At 43.3% G+C, this 19860-nt stretch carries 22 protein-coding genes; all 22 read right to left on the bottom strand.

Features of this window, described 5'->3' with window-relative positions; all coding sequences use genetic code 11:
• Genes VRU48_RS08525 through VRU48_RS08420 form a run of 22 tightly spaced genes read right to left on the bottom strand, consistent with a single transcriptional unit; the run spans position 1 to position 19859 of the window.
• Positions 1-1080: an acyltransferase family protein gene (locus VRU48_RS08525; protein WP_330107499.1), complete on the bottom strand. Its 1080-nt coding sequence runs from the start codon at positions 1078-1080 to the stop codon at positions 1-3.
• Positions 1077-2291 carry a glycosyltransferase family protein gene (locus VRU48_RS08520; RefSeq protein ID WP_330107498.1) on the bottom strand — a complete coding sequence of 405 codons (1215 nt, stop codon included), beginning with the start codon at positions 2289-2291 and terminating at the stop codon, positions 1077-1079. The genes VRU48_RS08525 and VRU48_RS08520 overlap by 4 nt, the downstream gene beginning before the upstream one ends.
• On the bottom strand, positions 2288-3220 hold the full coding sequence (locus tag VRU48_RS08515) for a hypothetical protein (RefSeq protein ID WP_330107497.1): 933 nt from the start codon (positions 3218-3220) through the stop codon (positions 2288-2290). Before VRU48_RS08515 ends, VRU48_RS08520 begins: the two co-directional genes overlap by 4 nt.
• Complete coding sequence (locus VRU48_RS08510) at positions 3201-4232, bottom strand: glycosyltransferase family 4 protein (protein ID WP_330107496.1); 1032 nt, start codon at positions 4230-4232, stop codon at positions 3201-3203. The genes VRU48_RS08515 and VRU48_RS08510 overlap by 20 nt, the downstream gene beginning before the upstream one ends.
• Positions 4229-5212, bottom strand: a complete 984-nt coding sequence (locus tag VRU48_RS08505; protein WP_330107495.1) for a glycosyltransferase family protein — start codon at positions 5210-5212, stop codon at positions 4229-4231. Before VRU48_RS08505 ends, VRU48_RS08510 begins: the two co-directional genes overlap by 4 nt.
• An 8-nt stretch (positions 5213-5220) precedes the next feature.
• A complete protein-coding gene (locus tag VRU48_RS08500; RefSeq protein ID WP_330107494.1) occupies positions 5221-6369 on the bottom strand; it encodes a glycosyltransferase in 1149 nt (382 codons plus the stop codon).
• Positions 6366-7124 (bottom strand): FkbM family methyltransferase, encoded by a 759-nt coding sequence (locus tag VRU48_RS08495; RefSeq protein WP_330107493.1) that lies wholly within the window; start codon positions 7122-7124, stop codon positions 6366-6368. Before VRU48_RS08495 ends, VRU48_RS08500 begins: the two co-directional genes overlap by 4 nt.
• A gap of 10 nt (positions 7125-7134) precedes the next feature.
• Positions 7135-7842, bottom strand: a complete 708-nt coding sequence (locus tag VRU48_RS08490) for a hypothetical protein (protein WP_330107492.1) — start codon at positions 7840-7842, stop codon at positions 7135-7137.
• Entirely contained in the window at positions 7839-8822 is a 984-nt protein-coding gene (locus VRU48_RS08485; RefSeq protein WP_330107491.1) for an acyltransferase family protein, read from the bottom strand. Before VRU48_RS08485 ends, VRU48_RS08490 begins: the two co-directional genes overlap by 4 nt.
• A 6-nt stretch (positions 8823-8828) precedes the next feature.
• Positions 8829-9812, bottom strand: coding sequence for a glycosyltransferase family A protein (locus VRU48_RS08480; RefSeq protein WP_330107490.1), 984 nt, complete (start codon positions 9810-9812; stop codon positions 8829-8831).
• Positions 9805-10824 carry a glycosyltransferase family 10 domain-containing protein gene (locus VRU48_RS08475; RefSeq protein WP_330107489.1) on the bottom strand — a complete coding sequence of 340 codons (1020 nt, stop codon included), beginning with the start codon at positions 10822-10824 and terminating at the stop codon, positions 9805-9807. The genes VRU48_RS08480 and VRU48_RS08475 overlap by 8 nt, the downstream gene beginning before the upstream one ends.
• Positions 10808-11716 (bottom strand): glycosyltransferase, encoded by a 909-nt coding sequence (locus VRU48_RS08470; RefSeq protein WP_330107488.1) that lies wholly within the window; start codon positions 11714-11716, stop codon positions 10808-10810. Before VRU48_RS08470 ends, VRU48_RS08475 begins: the two co-directional genes overlap by 17 nt.
• A gap of 15 nt (positions 11717-11731) precedes the next feature.
• Positions 11732-12889, bottom strand: a complete 1158-nt coding sequence (locus VRU48_RS08465) for a hypothetical protein (RefSeq protein WP_330107487.1) — start codon at positions 12887-12889, stop codon at positions 11732-11734.
• 21 nt (positions 12890-12910) lie between these two features.
• Positions 12911-14023 carry a DegT/DnrJ/EryC1/StrS family aminotransferase gene (locus tag VRU48_RS08460; protein ID WP_330107486.1) on the bottom strand — a complete coding sequence of 371 codons (1113 nt, stop codon included), beginning with the start codon at positions 14021-14023 and terminating at the stop codon, positions 12911-12913.
• Between the two features lies 1 nt (position 14024).
• Positions 14025-14777: a class I SAM-dependent DNA methyltransferase gene (locus VRU48_RS08455; protein ID WP_330107485.1), complete on the bottom strand. Its 753-nt coding sequence runs from the start codon at positions 14775-14777 to the stop codon at positions 14025-14027.
• Positions 14761-15210, bottom strand: a complete 450-nt coding sequence (locus VRU48_RS08450; protein ID WP_330107484.1) for a cupin domain-containing protein — start codon at positions 15208-15210, stop codon at positions 14761-14763. The genes VRU48_RS08455 and VRU48_RS08450 overlap by 17 nt, the downstream gene beginning before the upstream one ends.
• Before the next feature lie 37 nt (positions 15211-15247).
• Entirely contained in the window at positions 15248-16147 is a 900-nt protein-coding gene (locus tag VRU48_RS08445; RefSeq protein WP_330107483.1) for a glycosyltransferase family 2 protein, read from the bottom strand.
• Positions 16137-16889 carry a class I SAM-dependent methyltransferase gene (locus VRU48_RS08440; RefSeq protein ID WP_330107482.1) on the bottom strand — a complete coding sequence of 251 codons (753 nt, stop codon included), beginning with the start codon at positions 16887-16889 and terminating at the stop codon, positions 16137-16139. The genes VRU48_RS08445 and VRU48_RS08440 overlap by 11 nt, the downstream gene beginning before the upstream one ends.
• Before the next feature lie 11 nt (positions 16890-16900).
• Entirely contained in the window at positions 16901-17680 is a 780-nt protein-coding gene (locus VRU48_RS08435; protein WP_330107481.1) for a phytanoyl-CoA dioxygenase family protein, read from the bottom strand.
• On the bottom strand, positions 17661-18212 hold the full coding sequence (locus VRU48_RS08430) for a GNAT family N-acetyltransferase (protein ID WP_330107480.1): 552 nt from the start codon (positions 18210-18212) through the stop codon (positions 17661-17663). The genes VRU48_RS08435 and VRU48_RS08430 overlap by 20 nt, the downstream gene beginning before the upstream one ends.
• Positions 18196-19161 (bottom strand): hypothetical protein, encoded by a 966-nt coding sequence (locus VRU48_RS08425; protein ID WP_330107479.1) that lies wholly within the window; start codon positions 19159-19161, stop codon positions 18196-18198. The genes VRU48_RS08430 and VRU48_RS08425 overlap by 17 nt, the downstream gene beginning before the upstream one ends.
• On the bottom strand, positions 19158-19859 hold the full coding sequence (locus VRU48_RS08420; protein ID WP_330107478.1) for a WbqC family protein: 702 nt from the start codon (positions 19857-19859) through the stop codon (positions 19158-19160). Before VRU48_RS08420 ends, VRU48_RS08425 begins: the two co-directional genes overlap by 4 nt.
• Position 19860: the final 1 nt, after the last annotated feature.

Raw genomic sequence — 19860 nt, 5'->3', positions numbered from 1 at the left:
TTAAAGCGATCTTTTTTTGTAGTTAATGGCAATACGTTCGGTAAAGTAATAGATGAAATAGGTAATCGGTACAATGGTTACGATGGCCAATATTACATACCACAAATGATAGGGCAAATTGTGGCTGGGCTCCAAATTGATAATCATTGCCTTATACAAGTCTAACAACGGAGAGTGCAACAGGTACAAGGAATAAGAGAATGTACCGATCCATGTGGTTTTGATGAGTAAATTGCTCATCATCGGAGCTTTGCCCAATAATATCAACGACAGAAAACCTGTGGTAATCAAGCCAAAACAAAGGTCTAAAACCGGATAGTTGCTATCAGCCCTGCTTACAAACGGATATGCAACACACAGCAATAACAGGTAGGGCATATATTTTAACAACTTGGGCGAATTGTGATAAAGCACCGCCAATAGGCTGCCCAAAGACCACACGAGCAGGGTGTAGGCAACCGGACCTATGTATGGAATTTTAAAACCCAGCAAATAACTGAAATAGAGGCCTGCAATGACTGCTAAAGAGAAAAAAGAGTTTTTACTGGCAAGCCACAACAAAAGCGGATAAACCAAATAAAAAAACCATTCGTGCTTTAACGACCAAACGGGGAAATTATAGCCCCATATCGGTGCATCGGGTATGAGAAACAGGTTGTATAAAAAACTGCTGAACGTGTAATTGGAAAATAAACCTACATCATGGGAGATGAACTTAAAGATGATACCGTCAACAAGTGCGCACAATAAAAAGGAAACCAATAGGGTAGGGTATATCCTGATGGTTCTTTTTTTAAGGTAAGTAAGCAGTTTGAAATCGCTAAAGTTGTAATTGCTGTTGGCTTGCTTGAGGTGGATCACAAAACCGGAAAGCACAAAGAAAATGATAACGGCTTCATGCCCGAATTTGAACAAGCTAAAAAAATACACCAGGACCTTGTCATACCACTCATATTTTTCGGGGTGTATGGCCAGCCCGCTTTGGTAAGATTGGGTTAGTGCCAAACGTGCGTGATGGATCAATACGTATAATGCGGCTAAGCCCCTAACGCCATCCAAAGCTTTTAAATGGTTTTTCAAGTTAGTGTAGCATGAACCAGGGTGAGCAATTTATTTTTTTCGTAATCCCAATTGAGCGTGTTGAGCGCATAGGCCGATGCATTGGCTTGATGATTGGCCAAAAGATTACGGTCATTTGCGTAGTTGTCTATGGCCAATGAAAGCGATTGGATATCGTTTTGCCCATAAACCACACCCATGGCAGGGAACTGTTGCAAAAATGCCGATTGTGCCGTGGTGGCTGATGCTAAAACAGCCAAACCCGATTGCACATAAGTGAATATTTTATTGGTGAGGCAAATATCCCGGTTTTTGGGGGTACTAAGCTCGGTAGCCAAACCGATATCGAAGCGTGTGGCAAAAGCGAAGATTTCATCGGCAGGAATAGGTTTGTAAAAATGGATATGATCTTGGCTTAAGCCGCTTTGACTGGCCAATGCTGTAAAATATGCTCGTATAGAATCGTCATGATTTCCCAATAGATGCAGTTCGACGTTCTTTTTGCCAATTGCTTTTATCACATTTTCTAGGCCTCTATTGATACCGATGGTTTGAGAAAACCAAAACAGTTTTAATGCTGGAGAATCGTTAGCCTTTTGCTTAACCAGGTGCTGTTTGGGAAATACATTGAGCAAGGTTAATGGAGCTTTATTTGGATATAGTTTTTTATAGGCATCGCTAATTAATGGGCTTGCCGTAGTAAGGTAATCGAGCTGGGGCAAGTACTTGTCTTCTATGCGTGTTTTAAGCGCAACATCCAAATCGGACGGATTGTCGCTCACTTCGTTCCTGTGGAAATCTTCGGCATCAAAGCCACATTTGGCCTTGTTCTTTTTGGCGGCCAGTACGGCTGCTGGCAAGGCGGCCAGGTTGTGGGCTATGTAAAGATCGGCCTTTATGGCTTTGGCCTTGTTGATTAACATAGGGGTGCATCTCCCTATGGCCTGTTCTAGTAGCGCGTTCTTGAAACCGAATTTTTTAAGGAGGAATCGGGCAATTTTAAAGCTCAACCTTGATTTCAGATACTGTATCTTTCCGGTTATAGGCGATCCGCCTACCAAATGGGCTTTCCATTTTTTGCCGGCCAATAGCTTTTTGTCGAGCGCTGTTCCCCAATCATTCCAGTATTGATAAATAACCGTTACTTCATAACCGGCATCAACAAGTGCATCGGCCTCTTTAACCAAGCGTGGATTGAGCGAAGGCTGGCCCGATGTAATGATCACAATCACTGTTTGCTGTATTGCGGATATAACTTGAAGATAAAATCTTTGTGGAAATCGTAGCCGGTGCTGTGCACGTAATGCTCGCTAACCAGGGGCGTTTTTTTGGCATGTTCTTTCCGCGCCAGGTCGTACTGAATGGGCAGCGGCAAGAAATTACCCAGAATACTCACCTGCATGGCAAAAAGCGTCTGCTCTAGGTGCCACGAAGAAAAACTCTCGGGCTGGTTTTTGATAACCAATTCTATAAAATCGAAAAAGGAGGTATCTAAATTGTGTAGAAAGAGTCCTGCATTGAACCGATTAACCATGGGTACCTTGACGTATTTTTCAAGCACATCTTTTTTAAAGGTGTACACGTTGTCTACATCCAAATTGTAACAGCCGTTATGGCTGTTGGTGGCCACAATGTTTAGGATTTCGTCTGGTCGCTTAAAGAAAAGCACATCAGAGTCGCATTGCATCACATATTTGCTTTTCTTTTCAATCAGCATGTCAAAAAGCCTCAAGGCAAAAACAAACTGTTCCCTCAGCTTGGCCGAATAGGTTAGCCCCCTTGCATTCAGGTAAGCTGATACCAGCTCATTTTGCTCCTTTCTTCTGAATATGGTGATGCCTTGAAACTTTTCCCTTAATTTTAAAATCTCTTGCTCCGAAAGCGAACCATCCTCGTGGTAATGCAGGTGAACCCTTTTTTCCCAAAAGCAAAAACTGTAAAGCGCAGCCATTGATTCCGTAAAATTACGATGGTTGGCAAGCATACAAATGGTACATACCGCATTTGCCGTATCGAGTGCTATTGGAGGGAGTTTGTCGATCCTGTTTCTGAGCTTGCGCTGGTAATAATTTTTGTTGAACTTGTCAGAAAACCGGGCGTAATAATCTGTATTGGTAAACTGGAGTTCGTACCTGATTTTTTTAATTATTTTCTTGATCATGTAAGTGCAAATATTCTTTGGCAATGACTGGAGAATCGAATCGTTGTTGAGCAGCGGTCCTACATGCTTTTCTAGTTATTTGGTCAAGTTTACCGACGGCATCGATCATTTCTTCCTTGGTATGGACTATAAAACCTGTGGTGTTTTCTTGTATAACCTCGGGTACAGAACCCCGTTTGAATGCAATTACAGGTGTGCCACAAGCCATAGCCTCAACCATCACCATGCCAAAGGGTTCATCCCATTCAATAGGAAAGAGCAGTGCCTTTGAACGCCCCAAGTAATGGTTTTTCTGTTCGTCGTTTAAGGCCCCCAAGTATATAATCTGTTTGTTGTCAAATTGGGGTTCCAATGTTTCTTTATAATATTGGTAATTATCGGCCGTATCTGGAATATTGCCTCCAATCCAGAGGGTATTGTTGGTTGCCTTGGCTACTGCTATGGCCGTGTGTAGCCCCTTGATTTGATCTAGCCTACCCAGAAACATCAGCGGAGCATCGGTAGCTGTTGCTTCCTGCAACTGGTATTTTGAAAAATCGATGGCATTGTAAACAGTTTCCCACCTGCCTGCTACATTGCCCGTATTTACGCAATAATTGCTGCATGCCGTAAAAATCAGGTTTTGGTTTGGCAGGGAAGTCACCTTTTTAATGCCTTGCTGTGCAACGGGCCTGCCGTAGGTCATGATTTTTTTTACGGGGCTTTGTAGTATTGGAAGGAGATAGGCCAGTCTGCCGAAATTATGGATCAAGTCGAAATCCTTCTTTCTTTGGTACAAGAACTTCCATACAAAAAGCAGTTCTTTCAGTTTCTGTCGTTTTGATCTTTGCAGGTTATTCTGTCCGAAAGCATAAGTTTTGCCAGAAATAGCCGAATCTGGGCCGGCTAGCAGACTTACCTCATGGCCTAGCTTTGCATATTCTTCGGCAAACATATAAACCAGACGCTCGTGTCCGCCGTAGGCTGGGGGAGGAACAGGAATGCCGGGGTCCATGATTAAAAGAATTCTCATTGGTATACTTCTTTGATGATTTCCAGCATTCGTGCTGTGCTTTTTTCGAGTGTTAAATGGTCAAGGATATATTTTCTGGGCTGAAAGGCATGGGCCTCAACATTTGTATAGAAAGCAGGGAATTTGCGTTCAAACTCCTCTATATTCTTAAAGGTATCGCCACACGTTTCGTCAAAATAAGGAACGGCGCTGGCGGCTACAGGTTCGGTTTCGCCCCAGGCGGGTAGGTTTTTATCTAACCATAGGCCTTGGTTCCAGGCAAAAATGGGCACATCCATAGCCATGGCTTCCTGATAAGCCAGCCCTTGGCTTTCGTGTTCGCACAGAAAAATCATCGCTTTGCTGTTGGTCAATTGCTCTTTATACTCCTCAAGGATATAGTTGCCGTAGGTAATTAGCCGATGGTCGATTTTATTTTGCGTCAAGAACTTTAGGATTGGCTTCAATAGATTTTCTTCGTTCAGCTCCCGATCCCATAAAAATTTGACATACACAAGAATGGTCTTCTGAGCTGCTGTGTTTTGGGGTTGCCAATAAGCGGTATCAATGCCTACTGGCCATATTTTGCTGCTGTTTGGACCATACCATCTGTTGTAAATTGCTGCCGACCATTCAGAATGCTGCAAATAGGTTGCAATGGGATAGTCTTTAAACAAAGTGGGCCAATTGGAAGGATGGGTCATTAATCCAATGCCGGCTATTATTTTATTGGGCTGGTTGTAGCCCGCCAGCACCTGAGGGCCCATGCCCAAAGCAATGATCCTATCGTTTGACCTGATCTGGCTAAAGGGCAGGTTTTTGTGGTAAGGTATGCCGAGCAGTTCAAGGCCTTTGCAGAGGTTTAAAAAGACCCTTTCCAGGCTTCCAATCTTCTTTTTTCCAGACAAAAATTTAATGAACCGCCTCAAATACCTGTCGCCATAAATCCAACGATCGGTTAATTTGGGTTTTTTAAAGTACAGCAATAATCGTTCTTGCATTTTAATGGTTAGGTCAGCAGGTTCTTGATCTGGGACAGCGATTCTACGATAGAATTTTTGCTCAATGCCCTTTTTTGTCCATTTGTTCTTAACATCGCCCTTTTTGAGGGATTGCTTGCCAATTCTTTTATTTTCTCGATCAGTTGTTCTTCGTTTCTAAAGGTTTCGATTTCGGTGCCCATATCGTAAAGCTTGTCCAGACCTTCGGCCCACTCGGTTAAATAGCATGCACCTAGCATGGGCGCTTCTATATCTCTTAGCCTCGAGTAGGTATTTGGCCGATACAGCGGATAGTCGAAACTTGGATAACGATTAATGCCCAACGTAATTTCGCTTTCTCTTGTAATGCGGATGTATTGTTCAAAATCGGGCTTGGTTCTAATCAGTGCCTTTAAAGCCGTGCTTGCCTGCGGATTAAACGTGCCAAAAGACAGTTTGTTTTTATAGGCCTTGAGGCCGTGTTTGGCCACAAAGCGGAACTGATTGCCGATTTTGTCAAGTACCGTATTGCTTGGTACCCTGTTTTGGCTGGTGGTTTTGTCCTCCTGCCAGCCTTGGCCATAAATATCGAGTGCTATTGCCGGATTGAGCTCGATTAATTTTTCAAAAAACAATTGCCTTTGGATGTCTTTTGAACCAATAAAAGAAACCCGCCCATTTTCTGCTGTCGGTACCGTTCTAAAGGCGGGGGCTACCCACATGGGCATGGGCAGATTGATATGCCTGAATTGGGCTTTTTCGTACATGCCAATGGCTTCATATTCTGGTACCCAATTCAAATCGAATACGCCAAAGGCTTGTGGCGCCTTTTTAAACAGCCTGATGTTGTCGCAGAAAAAATTGATACAAAATATGCCCATTTTCTTTATTTCCTCAATGGCTCCTGTATCTACTTGTTCTGGGTAGAGGTAGCTGAGCCATACATCGGGTCTGTTCTGTTTCAGGAATTTGATCGTTTTTTCCCATGAAGCATTCTTCCAATCGTTAAATTCCGCTTTCGGTTGGGGTACCAGTCCTTTGGCCCAGTCTATGTCGGCACATTCTATCCACTCGTGGCCGGCTTCTTCAATTCCGTTTTTTATATAGTATTCCCAAAAACTATAGGCGGCTATAGGGTGTTGCTGTTTAGATTGGAGGAAAGAGAGGAATATTTTCAAAATGCTTTATTTTCAAATAAGATATCACATTGTTCAATGCGGCATCCCGTGGCCGTGTTATAGCCAAGGGCGATGGTTTTGTATTGGTGGGATGCCATAAACGCAATCACCTCTTCAAACAGGGGCTGGCCTTTGTAAAATTCTAGGAAGCTTACTTCCAAAATAACGAACCTACAGGCTTTCATACATTCGATACCACCTTTCAAAGCCTCCAGTTCATAGCCTTGTATATCGAGCTTCATCAGGTTGGGTAGGGGTATGTTGTGCTGCCTAACAAATTCATCGAGCTTGGCTACCTGGATGGTTTCGGTAGTGTCTTTAACAACGCCAAATATTTTAGACTGCTGCTCGGTAAGTTCCATAATGCTCGAAGAATCGCTTCTGTTGGCTATATTGATGCTAAGTGTTGCATTTGCTGCACCTAGGGCGGTAGGATAGACCTTTACACCTTCTAGTGGTTCGATATTGGCCTGCAACAGGTGAAGGTGCTGGCTTAGCGGTTCAAAACAGGCGACTTTGCTTTTTGGAAATACAGATTTGGCCAAAAGGGCCCAAACGCCAACATGGGCACCTATGTCATAAATAGTTTCGATGGCCTGACCCGAGTTTTTGCAGATTTCGAGCAGTTCTAAAGAATCTATTTCGCCGATACTCAATTTGGAAGCGGCCGTAGCCTTTATCCTGTTTTTGCGACCGTAATGCTTAAAGTATCGTTTTAACCTAAAAAGCAACGAATTTTTTATGCGGTTCATCATGGGGTGCCGGTTATTCAATAATTTGACTGTTGAGGTCAGATCCGGCCACAATGCCTTCAATGCCAATGCTATCGACCAATTTTATACTATATTTTTCGTGTTTAAGCACCCTGGCCGCTGCAAATTCAATCGAAGTATTAAAACGAGGGGCAAAGCTGGGTTTAAAGATGCTTGAAAACAGGTTGGCTAAACTTCTTAATCCAACAATCCTCTGCGGGTAAAGAAAAACTTCGTTTAGTGTTTTGAGCAGGAAATCTTTATAAACCGCTTTGTTTTTTACAAAATAGGCCCTGGTAGAAATCGTCCCTCTCTTCTGATCAAAATCGTATCCTTTAACCTTAAAGTCGCAATTGGGATCAAATTTCTTGCTGAAATGTTCATTGGGGCAGTACCTGGCACTCAGTTTAAAAATAACTTCGTTTTCCGGAAGCTCGTCAACAATGGCCAAAAGCATCAGCAATTCATTTATGCCCTTGTTCTGAAACTGGTATTGTTTGAGCTGAACAACCTCAATATGGGGAGCCAAGGCTTTAATTGTAGAAAAATCATAGGCCACGGCAGCATTGTCGACAATAATGATTTTCGAGAATCCTTTTTTCACCAATTCGGCTATGCTTTGGATGGTCTGCTGCTCGCGTTCGCTTAACGAAACGTGGCTTCTCTTTTCATTGTCAATTGTTGCAACAGGATAAATACAAGAAGTAACTACGGCTATCATTTGGTTTTTAGCGGTATGGTTTTTGAAAGTTGGATAGCGGGTTTTTCGATGAGGCGATAACCGATAAAGGCCAATAAGATACTGCTTAGTACGCCAATCAGCACCCTGAAAAGCTCGAAGCCTCCCAGCACAGGAATATGTCTGACTATGGCAACAACGGTTCTTCCCAATTCCCAATGGATAAGGTATAGCGAATAGCTGATGGTGCCTAAGAACAACAAGGGCTTAACCCACGCTTTATCGTTGCTGCGAATGGAAATGTAATTGATATATAAAACGGCAAGTATACCCGCGATGCTTTCGGCAATACCGATTTTATAGCCGATTAATAGGGCACATTGAAAAATAAGCGTCCAAAAAACAAACTTGGGCAATTGTAGGTATTTGAACCTGAACAATATCATGCCCAACACAAAAAGGCCAATCCATCCAAAAAGATTGCCCCAGTTGTTAAGGTAAAAAATGAGCAATAAAATTTGAATGAAGCCAACAAATAGTGCGGTCGATTTATTATTGATGATGAAAAAACATAAGCCGATAAAAATATAGAACTGTATTTCGATCACCAAAGTCCAAAATACCGGCGATATGGATTCGTAATGGAATAGCTGATCGAGGTAAAAGACATGGCTTATCATTGAGGGCCACGAGGGCATGTAGGGCCTTCTAACCAAGTAGATTAACAGAATGGTCATTAAGAGCGTAGCCAAATACGGAGGATGTATCCTCAGTAGCCTTTTGGCCAGAAAGCGTCCAAACAGACTAAACTGGTATTTTGCTTTATACATGCTGTAGGGAATGATAAAGCCACTGATCACAAAAAAGACCTCAACCCCCAAGAAACCATATTTGCCAAGCGCAACCGTGTTTTTAGAAAGGCCGGTGCTCCCTGTTAGGTGAAAAAAGCAAACGGCCAACGCGGCTATGCCTCTTAAAATATCGATCGATAAAAGTTTGGTGTCGGGTTGTTTGGTACTCAAGAGCGTTTATTTAGCAGTGATGATCGATTGAAGTAGGCGGGTCAGTTTCCAGCCCAATAACAAAGATAGTTTTCGCGCTGTTGGTCCACCACTTATTGGCGTGTAGCTATAATTACCTAGTTTTTTTACTTCCTGCCTAATCTGCTTTGATAAGGAGGCATGTTTGGGATAGGTACTCACTGCAAGTTCAATCAGTTGGCGGGCTATCACAAATTTGGCGGTTTCGTTGCGTGTATGGGCAAACAAAGCATCGGCTTTAAGCAACGTAGAACGATACAGATTTAACAGCGACTGATAGCTTTTTAAGGCGCTGAGGCTATTTTTATTGTCGAATTTCCGATAATAATTCAAGGCCTTGGGTGTAAAAACCAGGCCATCGCTCGCTAATATCGCCCGACAAAAATATTCTCCGTCCTCATCGGCACATGGCGATATGGTTAAATTCCATGGACCAGCTTTCTCGATAACGGCTGCAGGGGTTAAAAAGGCATTGGGCTGAATCATTGATCCGCCCTGTCCATTGCCACCCCATAAATTAATCAGAAAAGATGCGGGGTCGTCGGTGCTGTAAAGAAAACCGTCTTCATAAGGAGAAGGCAATTGCTCGGTATACGATTCGTTTGTATGGAAATGCACGGTGCTGCATACTGCAATTTTATGGGGATGATTGGCCAATGCCTTTACCTGAACCTCTATTTTATCCTCGCTTAAAAGGTCGTCGGCATCAAGGTATTGTACAAATTCGCCATGGATGTGAGCTAGCCCCAATTGTTTTGCACTGCTGGCGCCACTATTGACTTGGCTTACAATCTTAATCCTATCGTCGCTGAATGACTGCACCTTGGCCAAGGTTTCGTCGGTAGAGCCGTCGTTTACCACAATGATTTCAAGGTGGGCATAGGTCTGGCTTAGAACCGAATTTAAGGTATCGCCAATATATTTTTCAGCATTGTAAGCCGGAATGATGACCGAAATTAAGGGATTAGCCATTTTTTGATGAAAAAATTGTAGACCAGCGCGCTCTGGTTTGTTCAAGGGCCTCAAAGGCACCATCGGCTAACCATGGCTTGGAATGGTATTGCAGGTAGAGGTCGTCTTTTTGATCGAGCTCGATGATCCTGTCGATAAGCGGACTGAAATCCAGGTTGTTAAATTGGAGCTTCATTTTTAGGTTTCTGCCAATGGCCTTCGCTTTTCTGCAGAGGCGGTGGTAAGGATTTTTGTAAAACTGAGGCCTGATGTCCACAAAATTGCTTTGGCTATTTGCCTGTAGCCAATTGATTAGCGAGCTATGCTTGGGCAAAATGTAATCGGTGGTATTCAGGAAACTATCGCCGTTAAATATGGTGCCCACCAAAGGGTTGCCACAATAAATGGGCAAGCTGTCTGAGAACATGGCATCATAAAGCTTTTCGGTTTGGTAGCCCGGATAAACATAGTTTTCGAACGAGATGGTAAACTTATACGCTTTCAGAAAATCGCGCTTCACATCCCATTTTAAATCGGTATTGTTGTTTTGAGGCCAAGCCATGTTGTTCATGGATTTGCCGGGCGAATCTATTTTTTTGTATTTAGACAATTGCCTAAAAAACTCTTCGCGGTATGGCACCGGGTTAGAGTATACGAAATTGCAGAAATGTTTCTTCTGGCGTAAAAGGTCGTCTAAATCTCTGTTTGGTGCCTTGACCAACTGGCTGGGCGCAATGCCGTGCCACTGAATGCGACTGTATTTTGGGTTGTTAAACTCTTCTTCTAGCGGAATGCCAAAGGCCCAGTCGCAACTTTCGAAGTCGGGCGTAATGTTTTCGCAGAAATAGCCAATCCGGACATAATCTCCAACAGGAGGAATGTCGTTGCCATAAGGGCCGAAAACAATAAAGTCGGGCGTTGCCGATTCTATGAAGTCAAATTCCTCAGAAACCAGGTTTACATCGAAAACATCCTTTTTAAAAGTTTCGAATGATAGTCCATTTTGGAATTTAATCTTAACTTTTGGTTTCATTGATCTTTGCTGCGGTTATAAAATCGAATTCTTCGGCATTGTTGATTTGTTCGATGGCCTGATAGAGCCTTTCGTAAATCTGCTTGATGTTGTCGATTTCTTTTTGGTCCATTGACGGGGCGTTTGCAGAGAAAATCCTCTTGCCAATGGCGATTTTAATTTTAGACCATAGCGTAATTTCCGCATCGTCGCCAGCATAGTCGTAAAAAAACATGGCCCTTTTGCTTTGTATGGCTATTTCGTCGTTTTTCTTTAGTCCAGATACACTTTGCTCCTGAAAAACAGAAAGTGCGTTATAGCCGGTATAGTACACGATGTTTGCCTGCAAATAACTGATCCTAAGCGAATATTCCCAATCGATCATTACATAGCCGGTATTGTAAAGGCCAATGAGCGCCAAAGCACTTTTCCGAAGCAACAGGTGCACGTCGCCAAAGGTAAAAGAGCTTGTTTGTTTGGTTGCCCAGTTTGTGTATTGGCTGAGGCGGGTGTTCTTGACAATTTCGGTGGGATTATCCAACCTGGAGGATAAATCGTTAGAAATCACTACATCTACCTTAGGATGAGCAAGCATGTAATCGGCGCATTTTCTGATCGACCTGAAGTCGAACACATCATCGTCTATTATTTTTTTGACGATGGTTCCCTTGGCCATTAATAAAGCCTTGTTCCAGCCATGGGCCTGGTTGCGGTCGGGCTCGGTAACATACTGGTTTATTTTTTTTGCCTCAAACAGCTGGTCCAGGTAGGCTTGGGTTCCGTCGGTGCTATTGCCGTCAACCACAATAATTTCTTCATCGGCTTGTAACTGGCCTATCAATCGGCCAAGCGTAAACTTGAGGTAAGGCAGGCGGTTTCTGGTGCAAAAAACATAAGAGATTTTAAACGGCATTTGATCCAAGTGCTGTTAGTTTATCGTATTTATAAAAATGTCTATCGGCCGATCGGGATCGAGCACTTCATCATAAAACCTGAGGCAATTAGCCGGTTTGACCTGCTGAAGGCTATGCTGCACAATGTGGTAGTGAAGATCGTGTTGCTCATTGGCAATTACACCAATTGCATGATTTTCTAAAATTTGGGCATAGGTTTTACAATTGGAAAGTACGCTTGGCAACCCCAAGGCCATATAGCAGGCAAATTTGCCCGATGCAAGGCCAATTTCCTGTATATTCATGCCGGTAAGCACGCCATTGTCGCTTTCGTAAAGCACAATGCCATAGTCGAATAGCTTTAAAAAAGAGCAGTAGGCTTCGTAGCTTTCAAACAGGGTGTCGTGCAAAACCACGGGAGCGCCCTTTGCTTGAAGTTCGCGCAATTGGATATAGCTTGGGTCTTCAGGGTTAAACTTGCCTTTATTGTGGATAAAGATATAAGTATATTCGGGAAGCCCTTTTTCAAGCGCATTTATAATAAGGTTTATACCGGCCCAGCGGCCCACGCTGCCCGAATGGATATAGACGGTATCTGTTTCTTTTAAGCCAAAATCGGCTTTGGTAAACTTGGTTTGGCCAGTTGCAATTACAATAGGGGCTACGGGTATCAAGTGCCAGTTTTTAAACTGGGGGCTTATCCGGTTTTCTTTGGCCAACAACTGCTTCCTTACGGGATCTTGAATGATGATAGAGGATAGTTTGTTGGAATAGAAAATCTCTTTGCCTTTCATGCTGACCAGTGAAGGAGAATTCTTGATTTCGTCGGCGAAAAAGATTTCGAAAGAGCAGTAGTGAAGTTCTACGTCTTTTGAAAACCTTTTAATCCGTCCGGCTAAAATCAATCCGGCCGCATCAACCGCAATCAAATGCTTGATTCTTTTCTCTTTAATATGCGAAACCACCTTAAAAAAGGTCTTCAAATAGTTAAAGAGATTATGGGGTTTTCTGGGCAGTTTTAATCCTTTTGGCGCATCGAAGTAAGTGGTAAGATCCAATGCTTCGGGAATGGGATTGCTTTGGTAGCCACAAAACAAACACACTGGAATTTTCTTTGCATTCAATTTGGCCATCATCGAATACAGGGTCGGATTGGTAAATGTATCTTGGTTGAGTGTAATAATGCCTACCACTTTTGCTGCCTTGTAATCTCTTTAGAACTGGTTAAATATCGAAACCACGGTTGCCAGTTCTGGCTCGCTTAAGCCTAGGCCACTGGGTACGTAAAAGCCATTTCTGGCCAATTTCTCGGCAACGGGATAGCTTTCATTTTTAAACAATCCCATTTTTTGAAAGACTGGCTGTTCGTGCATGCACCAAAAGAAAGGACGTGTTCCAATTTTGTTTTCGGTTAAAAGGTTAACCATTCTTTCTTTTTCTTCCGGGCTTGGGGCAACTAAGCCAAATACCCAATAAATGTTTTCGCTATACTCGGTTTTTTCAAGGGGTAGCTGATAGCCTTTGGCCTTGAGTGGCAAAAGCCCTTGTTGATAGGAAGCGCCCATGGCCCTCTTTTTGTCAATAAAATGGTCAATTTGCTCTAATTGTGCCAAGCCAAGGGCCGCCTGCAGATTGGTCATCCGGTAGTTCCAGCCAAGTTCGTGGTGTACAAAACGCGGACCATTGGGCTCAAAGCATAGGTTCCGAAGTTTTTTGCACCTTTCGGCCAGCTCGCTGTCGTTTGTGAGCAGCATGCCGCCTTCGCCGGTGGTAATGTGCTTATTGGGGTAAAAACTAAAGATGCTGATATCGCCAAAGCTGCCACACATTTTGCCCTTATAGGTTTGGCCATGCATTTCGGCCGCATCTTCTATTACTTTGAGCTTATATTTTTTGGCCAAATCAAGTATGTGATCAAGATCAACCGGCAAACCGTAAATATGTACAACGAGGATGGCTTTTGTTTGGGCCGTAATTTTGGCTTCTATTTGGTTCACATCCATGTTCCAGGTCAGGGCATCGCTATCAACCAAAACCGGCAATGCCCCTGCAGTAACTACAGACTGCGCAGGGGAGATGATGGTAAAAGCCGGCATGATGACCTCGTCGCCAGGGCCAATATTCAGGGCTTTAATCGCGATATCTAATGCCGCAGAGCCGTTGCTTACCGCAATGCCATGCGAGCAGCCTATATAGTTGCTAAATTGCGCTTCGAATTTAGTGATGAAAGGGCCTTCGCTGCTGATCCAACCGGTTTCTATACATTGCGTTAAATATTGGAGCTCGTTTCCGTTTAGCAGGGGCGTATTAACTGGAATAGGGTTCATCTTACTTTTTTCTTAATATGTAGCAAACACCCCAGGTTTCGACCGAAGATGGAGCCTTGCTTAAAAATTCTTCGGCATGCAAAACTTCAAATCCTGTGGCATAAGCCAATAATTCTATTTCGGGTTTACTAAAATGGCGCATAGGGTGGTTCTCGCCAAAGGTAGTCTTCTGACCGTTTTTCAAGTCTTCAACAGTTATCTCGTAATTTACCTCTACTATGTTATGCTCGCGGTCAATTACCGGTGCTGCATGGCGTGTAACATGAATATGCTCGTCTTGAAGTGTTTTGCTGCGTTTTTCTGGTACTTGAAAGTTTACTGCCGGACTATGCCAAACATCGAAAATAAATAAGCCATCTTGATTTAAATGGCGATTGACATTCTTGAACGTATTGATTAGACTATCATTATCGGTAAGGTAGCTGATGACATGGAAAAGCGACAGCGCCACATCAAAAGACTTGTTTAGCTGAAAATCGGTTATGTCGGCAACTTTAAAGGCAACATGCTCCATTGGGGTTTTGTTGGCAATTTCGACCATTTCGGCACTGCGTTCCAAGCCCAGTGTATGGTAGCCCAATTTGGCCAGTAAATAGGCATGCTTGCCCGTACCAGAGCCTAATTCCAGCAACTCGGTACTTTGAGGACGGTACTGTTTAATGAGCTGGTGCAGGTAATTGGCCTCTGCCTGATAGTTTTTATCTCGATACAAGAGGTCGTAATATTGACTGTAAAGCTTAAAGTTCTGGCTCATTTTTGTTTGAAATCAGGTTTATATTTTCGGGTTTATGCTCAAATCGTACCTTGTCTTCGTCGCCGCAATAAGGGCCTTGCTTGATTTCGATCATTTCGGTGTCTTCAAGCATTTCGAAGCCATGTCCGCCGGCGGCCAATAAAATAACGTCGCCAGTTTCTACAATTCTGCTTTCCAGGTAGGTGCGATCATCGTCGTAAAAATCTACCCTGACTTTTCCTGTTTTAACGTATAACGCCTCCTGGGTTAGGGTTACCTTGCGTTCGACGAGGTTATGCACATGCGGATCGATTACATAGCCCTTTGCCCTGTTCATGTAGCCCAGTTGCTGTGAGAAATCGCCAGGCGTAAAAAAGGAGATGCCTTCTTTCTTGTAATTGGCCCTAATGATAATGGCCAGCAGGTTGTTGTGATGGGTAATCTGTTCAATCATAGCTGTTTAAAAAGCGCTTTTGAGATTGTTTTAATAGCTAGCTTGCCTTTTTTATGCCAAACCACTTTTTGAGATTTTGCCAACTCAAGACAAAGAAAGCAATAGACAAGGGCAGCAAAAGTGTGGCCCAATTCTTAACAGACAATCTTTTAAGGTTGGCAGGTTCGTTTTTTTTAATGGAAAGAAATTCTTTGCCCAGTTGTACGGCTTGTGTTTTAAGCAAGGGCTTGTAGTGCTTAAAAATCCACAGGTGTATAATAAAGGTCCTGAAATCCTTTTCGTTCTGTTGAAGTGTAGACCAGGTACCGGCGCTGGAATGACGGTAAACCGCCATAAATTCTGGTATCGAATGCCCAAGTCCTTTCGATGCCCAATGGCAAATCAGGGCATCGTCGCCAGCTGGCAGGTTTTTTATGCCTTCGGGGAAACCCATCCCGTTGCGGGCCACATAAGAGCAGGTATGGATAGGCGGCCCAAAAATGGTATCGCGGAGGCGTATCGGATTTGATTCGTAAGTCATGTAATCTGATAGCGTTCCGGTTTGCTGATCGAGGGTTTTAACATGGTGGCCTACAAAAGTGTAAGCAGGATTTGCTTCTAGAAAATCGACCTGTTTTTGCAGCTTGCTGGGACTGGTCCAATAATCGTCGCCCTCAAAATAGGCAATGTATTTAGATTTGGGCGTGTTTAGCAGGTTTACCCAATGCTGATAGGCGCCCAGGTTTTTTTCGTTTAAGATGAGTGTAATCAGGTCTGGGTAGGCAGCCTTGTATTTGAACATGATTTCCCTGGTTCCATCGTTCGAGCAGTCGTCGGATATGATGAGCTCCCATTTGAAATCGGTTTGTTGCATCAGCACGCTTTCAATGGCCTGCGCAATATAAGGCGCATGGTTATAGGTTAAAAGACAGACTGAAAGCAATGGCTTATCTTCCATTTCCCTTCTCGCAAACCAAAAATATACTGCTGCACAAATCGGGGTATTGTTGTCCTAATTCATAGCATCCCTCCAGGTATTCTTTGCTGATGATGTCGGTTTCGAGTAGCCTGTCCCATTGGAAATTGGCCAGGGCCTTAAAGAAAATCCCAGAACGGTGGACTATTTTAAGCCCTGCTTGTCTGGCATCTCTTTCTAACGTATCCAAGGTATAGGTTATTCTATGGCCGTGCTCTTTCTCGGCAGGCGTAACGGTTGCATTGTGCGATATTAGGCCCATTTTTACGGCAATCTGTCTGGATGGCGCATTGGCATTTGGACAAACCAAAAAGAACCGGCCGGTAGCCGAGAGCCATTCGTCGTTGATTTTTTTAAGAATTTCGACCGGATTGTCTAAATGTTCCAAAACATGCGTCAGTACAATGTTGTCGTATTTTGTTGGAAGCGAGGCCTCTTCAAATGTAGAATGGATGCAGTTAACCGAGGTTCCGGCAAGGGTTGTTTGTTTGGCCGTTGCAATGGCTTCATTGGAAGCTTCAACGCAGGTAATATCCTTAAAAAAGGGAAGAAGCTTCTGCGTAAAATCTCCCTTAAAGCTGCCTAGCTCCAATAAATTGCCGTCTTTAAAAAATGGCACAAAAGACTTGATCATAAAATGGTGCATCACATCAAAATCGAAGTTGTAGGCATATTTATGGTCAGATGTGTCTTTTAATTCGCTATTGTAATTCCTTGTTGTCATGCTGCTGTATATTAACTTTGGTTAGGCCTGTAAAATCTTTCTTCGGGTTTTCTATACCATTCGTCAAGGTTGGATGGAACCCTGGCAAAATAGCCCAGTACCTGTTGCAGTTCAGTGGGTAGGGTTTCTACAAAATCGTAGCCAAGGGCCCTGCAGTAATCCAGCTGAGGTTTCATAAACGGCTTGGTAAAATTGATGGTCAGTGCCCTGCGCTCTGTATCTGTGGTGTTGATACCTGCGGCATGCCATAAGTTGGAGTTGAACAGCAGTACATCACCCCGTTTGCCAATGGCCCTTGACGCTTTTTGATAAAAATCGGTTTCGCCTGGTTTTGCATCTGCCTGATGCGAGCCCCCAAGCAAAAAGGTAGCTCCGTTTTCGATGGTAAAATCGTCGAGCATAATGAGCAGTTGCATCATCAAAGGGAAATCTCCGCTAAAAAAACGGATATCGCGATGAATGTTTGCCACATAAGACGGCTTTGATTTGAGGTTTTTTACCCCGCCAAAAGTATTTAGCACAAATTTACCGTTAAAGAAACTTTCCATGGCGGGATATAACGGAGAATCGATAATTTGTTGCAACAGTTCCAAATAAATCGGGTCGGTTACCAACAGGTGGTGCAAGGTGCCATCGGTAATTTCGGCCACGCCATTTTTTACCTGCGCCGCCCTGCAAACAAGGTAGCTTTTTTCAAATGCCTCGTTTATTTTTTCTAGAAAAGAATGGCTAAACACATTTGGCACAATCGAAAAGCCATCAACGCCCAAATCAGCTGTATATTTTTCCATCTTGCAGGTAAGTTGCGTATTCTTTGTGGAGGATAGACAGCACGACCTTGTTATGGTAGTTGCCTTTTCTGTAGTACCAATCTCTCAACTCGCCTTCCTTGGTCCAGCCACAATTGGCAAATAGGCTTAACGAAGGTTGGTTATAGGCTATCACGGTGGTTTCTATCCGGTTTAGGCGTAATTCGTTAAAGGCATATTTAACAAGGCTGAGCACTATTTCCTTTCCGTAGCCAAGTCCCTGAAACCGTTTGTCGACGATCAGCCCCAACTCGGCATTGCCATCTTTAAAGTTAATATTGACCAGATTGGCCATCCCGATGATAACCCCATCGTTGTTTGTTACGGTAAACCGCTGGTTGAGCGAGTTACAGTTTAAGGTTTGGAACCATTTTTCTTGATCGTTAAGATTTGTCGGGAAATGCCAACCCCCTAACATGTATTGGATATCAGGATCGTTTGCCCATTGATGGAAATGCACCAGGTCTGCATTTTCAACAGCCCTTAATGTAATCTTGTTACCTGTTATTAACATATTCGAATATTATGCGAGTGATTGTATTGCAAACCGATTTGTTATACCGCTGGTCTATTGGTAAAGGTATGACATTTGAGGCAAGCTGGTATTCAATAGTAGAACTATCGCACCAGCTTAAAACATTTGGCCAATATTGGGCGGTATAAATCTTGTGCTTGTTCAGGTGTTCTCTTAAGCCGTCTGCCTTTGGCCAATAAGGGTAAACCAGGGGGATTGCCTCTTGCCCAAGGCTAATGGGAAACTGGTTGCTTTGCTTAAGCTGTTCGTGCAGGTGCATAAAATTTTGCCTCCGTATCTTGCCTGCCTTTGCATGGTTAACAGCCTGCATCAGGCGGTCGCTAAGTTCAGACATTTGCCTGATTGGCGCCTGGTCTAATAGCATTTCATTGTGCCTAAAGTCGGCATAGCCGTTTTCGGCGCCGAGGTCGATCCTCTTGGTAAGGTGCTCCATCCGCTGGTAGGAAATGTCCTTTTCCAAAACGGCGAATGTGTTTTTTGTACAATAGGCATAGCCTCCATCGGGTACCCCAAAAAATTTCCTTGGCGAGTAAAAAGTATCGACGCCAGACATGGGTTTTTCAAAATAGGCTTGGCAGTTGTCTGCAATAAGATTGGGAACACGCTGCTTAATTTCGGCAAGCTGATTGCCTTTTAAACCGAAATAGTTGATGTAAAGAAAGGCCTCATTCGGACCGATCTTGCTGAAATCGAAAATCGGATCCAGGTTATGGTCGATAGGGTAGTGTTCGTATTGGATTTGAAGTGCTTTGAGGGGCTGCAATAATACATCGCATGCAAAATACGGCAGATAGAGTTTGGTATAGCCTTGGTTTTTTAAAATATATGCCAAGGCATTCCGACCCGTATTCAGCTTTACGCTATCGGCATGTAATTGCTTTTTTCTCTTTTGGAGCTCTAGCTCAAAATAGCCGCCTATTGAAATCATAGCAGTTCGTATTGCAACAGCATTTCCTTAATTTGATGAACGGGACAAAACATCATCACATCGATAATGGAAAGCCAAGGTATAAAAGCGTTGCCATATTGGGCATAGCTTGTGGCATTCGACTTTAAAAAGGCCAGTTCGATGCCCTCGGTTTTAAATTTTTCCTTGTTGTACAGGTCTAATCCTCCAATTGGATTAAGATAGTGCTTGGCTTGTAGTTTTTTGCAGATGGCAATTACTTTTTCAGCTCCTTTTAACTCGTGATTAATGGTAATGTCTGATGATATCACCAGTTTTGTATCAATGTTCAAATAAGTATTGATGGTTTTAATGGAGTTAAGAATAAAGCCAAACAGGTTTCGCTCACTGCTTGTCAATACCTGGGCCAATACCTCGGAGGCATCTTTGTAAAAAGGGGCTTTGCTGTAAGAAGCCTCAATTTTTCGCAGTATTTTTGTGGCATCGTCAGGATAGGAGTGGGCAAGCATACGCTGATTGACGCACAGGAAATCAGAATCGCTTTTTAAGGGAATGGTCATGTATTCGTCTTTGCCATTTGCCAATATCCTGTTTCTATTTATCCAGCCCTTTTTGGTGTATTCGATATTGTCGTAGATTACAAATTGATCTACAGCATTCATTAGCTGAAAGTATCCTATGTAAGGCAGAAAATAAGGCTGCATAATGGCAAGCTGCATC

This window comes from Pedobacter albus (assembly GCF_036324255.1).
Taxonomy (GTDB): Bacteria; Bacteroidota; Bacteroidia; order Sphingobacteriales; family Sphingobacteriaceae; genus Pedobacter; species Pedobacter albus.
Note: the sequence above shows the minus strand (reverse complement) of the source record. Positions and strands in the feature narration are given on the sequence as shown.

What these genes read in the sequence shown, in the direction of transcription:
- VRU48_RS08515 (WP_330107497.1), bottom strand. Translation starts at nt 3,220, where the DNA reads ATGATCAAGAAAATAATTAAAAAAATCAGGTACGAACTCCAGTTTACC.
- VRU48_RS08510 (WP_330107496.1), bottom strand. Translation starts at nt 4,232, where the DNA reads ATGAGAATTCTTTTAATCATGGACCCCGGCATTCCTGTTCCTCCCCCA.
- VRU48_RS08505 (WP_330107495.1), bottom strand. Translation starts at nt 5,212, where the DNA reads ATGCAAGAACGATTATTGCTGTACTTTAAAAAACCCAAATTAACCGAT.
- VRU48_RS08495 (WP_330107493.1), bottom strand. Translation starts at nt 7,124, where the DNA reads ATGATGAACCGCATAAAAAATTCGTTGCTTTTTAGGTTAAAACGATAC.
- VRU48_RS08490 (WP_330107492.1), bottom strand. Translation starts at nt 7,842, where the DNA reads ATGATAGCCGTAGTTACTTCTTGTATTTATCCTGTTGCAACAATTGAC.
- VRU48_RS08480 (WP_330107490.1), bottom strand. Translation starts at nt 9,812, where the DNA reads ATGGCTAATCCCTTAATTTCGGTCATCATTCCGGCTTACAATGCTGAA.
- VRU48_RS08475 (WP_330107489.1), bottom strand. Translation starts at nt 10,824, where the DNA reads ATGAAACCAAAAGTTAAGATTAAATTCCAAAATGGACTATCATTCGAA.
- VRU48_RS08470 (WP_330107488.1), bottom strand. Translation starts at nt 11,716, where the DNA reads ATGCCGTTTAAAATCTCTTATGTTTTTTGCACCAGAAACCGCCTGCCT.
- VRU48_RS08460 (WP_330107486.1), bottom strand. Translation starts at nt 14,023, where the DNA reads ATGAACCCTATTCCAGTTAATACGCCCCTGCTAAACGGAAACGAGCTC.
- VRU48_RS08455 (WP_330107485.1), bottom strand. Translation starts at nt 14,777, where the DNA reads ATGAGCCAGAACTTTAAGCTTTACAGTCAATATTACGACCTCTTGTAT.
- VRU48_RS08450 (WP_330107484.1), bottom strand. Translation starts at nt 15,210, where the DNA reads ATGATTGAACAGATTACCCATCACAACAACCTGCTGGCCATTATCATT.
- VRU48_RS08445 (WP_330107483.1), bottom strand. Translation starts at nt 16,147, where the DNA reads ATGGAAGATAAGCCATTGCTTTCAGTCTGTCTTTTAACCTATAACCAT.
- VRU48_RS08440 (WP_330107482.1), bottom strand. Translation starts at nt 16,889, where the DNA reads ATGACAACAAGGAATTACAATAGCGAATTAAAAGACACATCTGACCAT.
- VRU48_RS08435 (WP_330107481.1), bottom strand. Translation starts at nt 17,680, where the DNA reads ATGGAAAAATATACAGCTGATTTGGGCGTTGATGGCTTTTCGATTGTG.
- VRU48_RS08430 (WP_330107480.1), bottom strand. Translation starts at nt 18,212, where the DNA reads ATGTTAATAACAGGTAACAAGATTACATTAAGGGCTGTTGAAAATGCA.
- VRU48_RS08425 (WP_330107479.1), bottom strand. Translation starts at nt 19,161, where the DNA reads ATGATTTCAATAGGCGGCTATTTTGAGCTAGAGCTCCAAAAGAGAAAA.
- VRU48_RS08420 (WP_330107478.1), bottom strand. Translation starts at nt 19,859, where the DNA reads ATGCAGCTTGCCATTATGCAGCCTTATTTTCTGCCTTACATAGGATAC.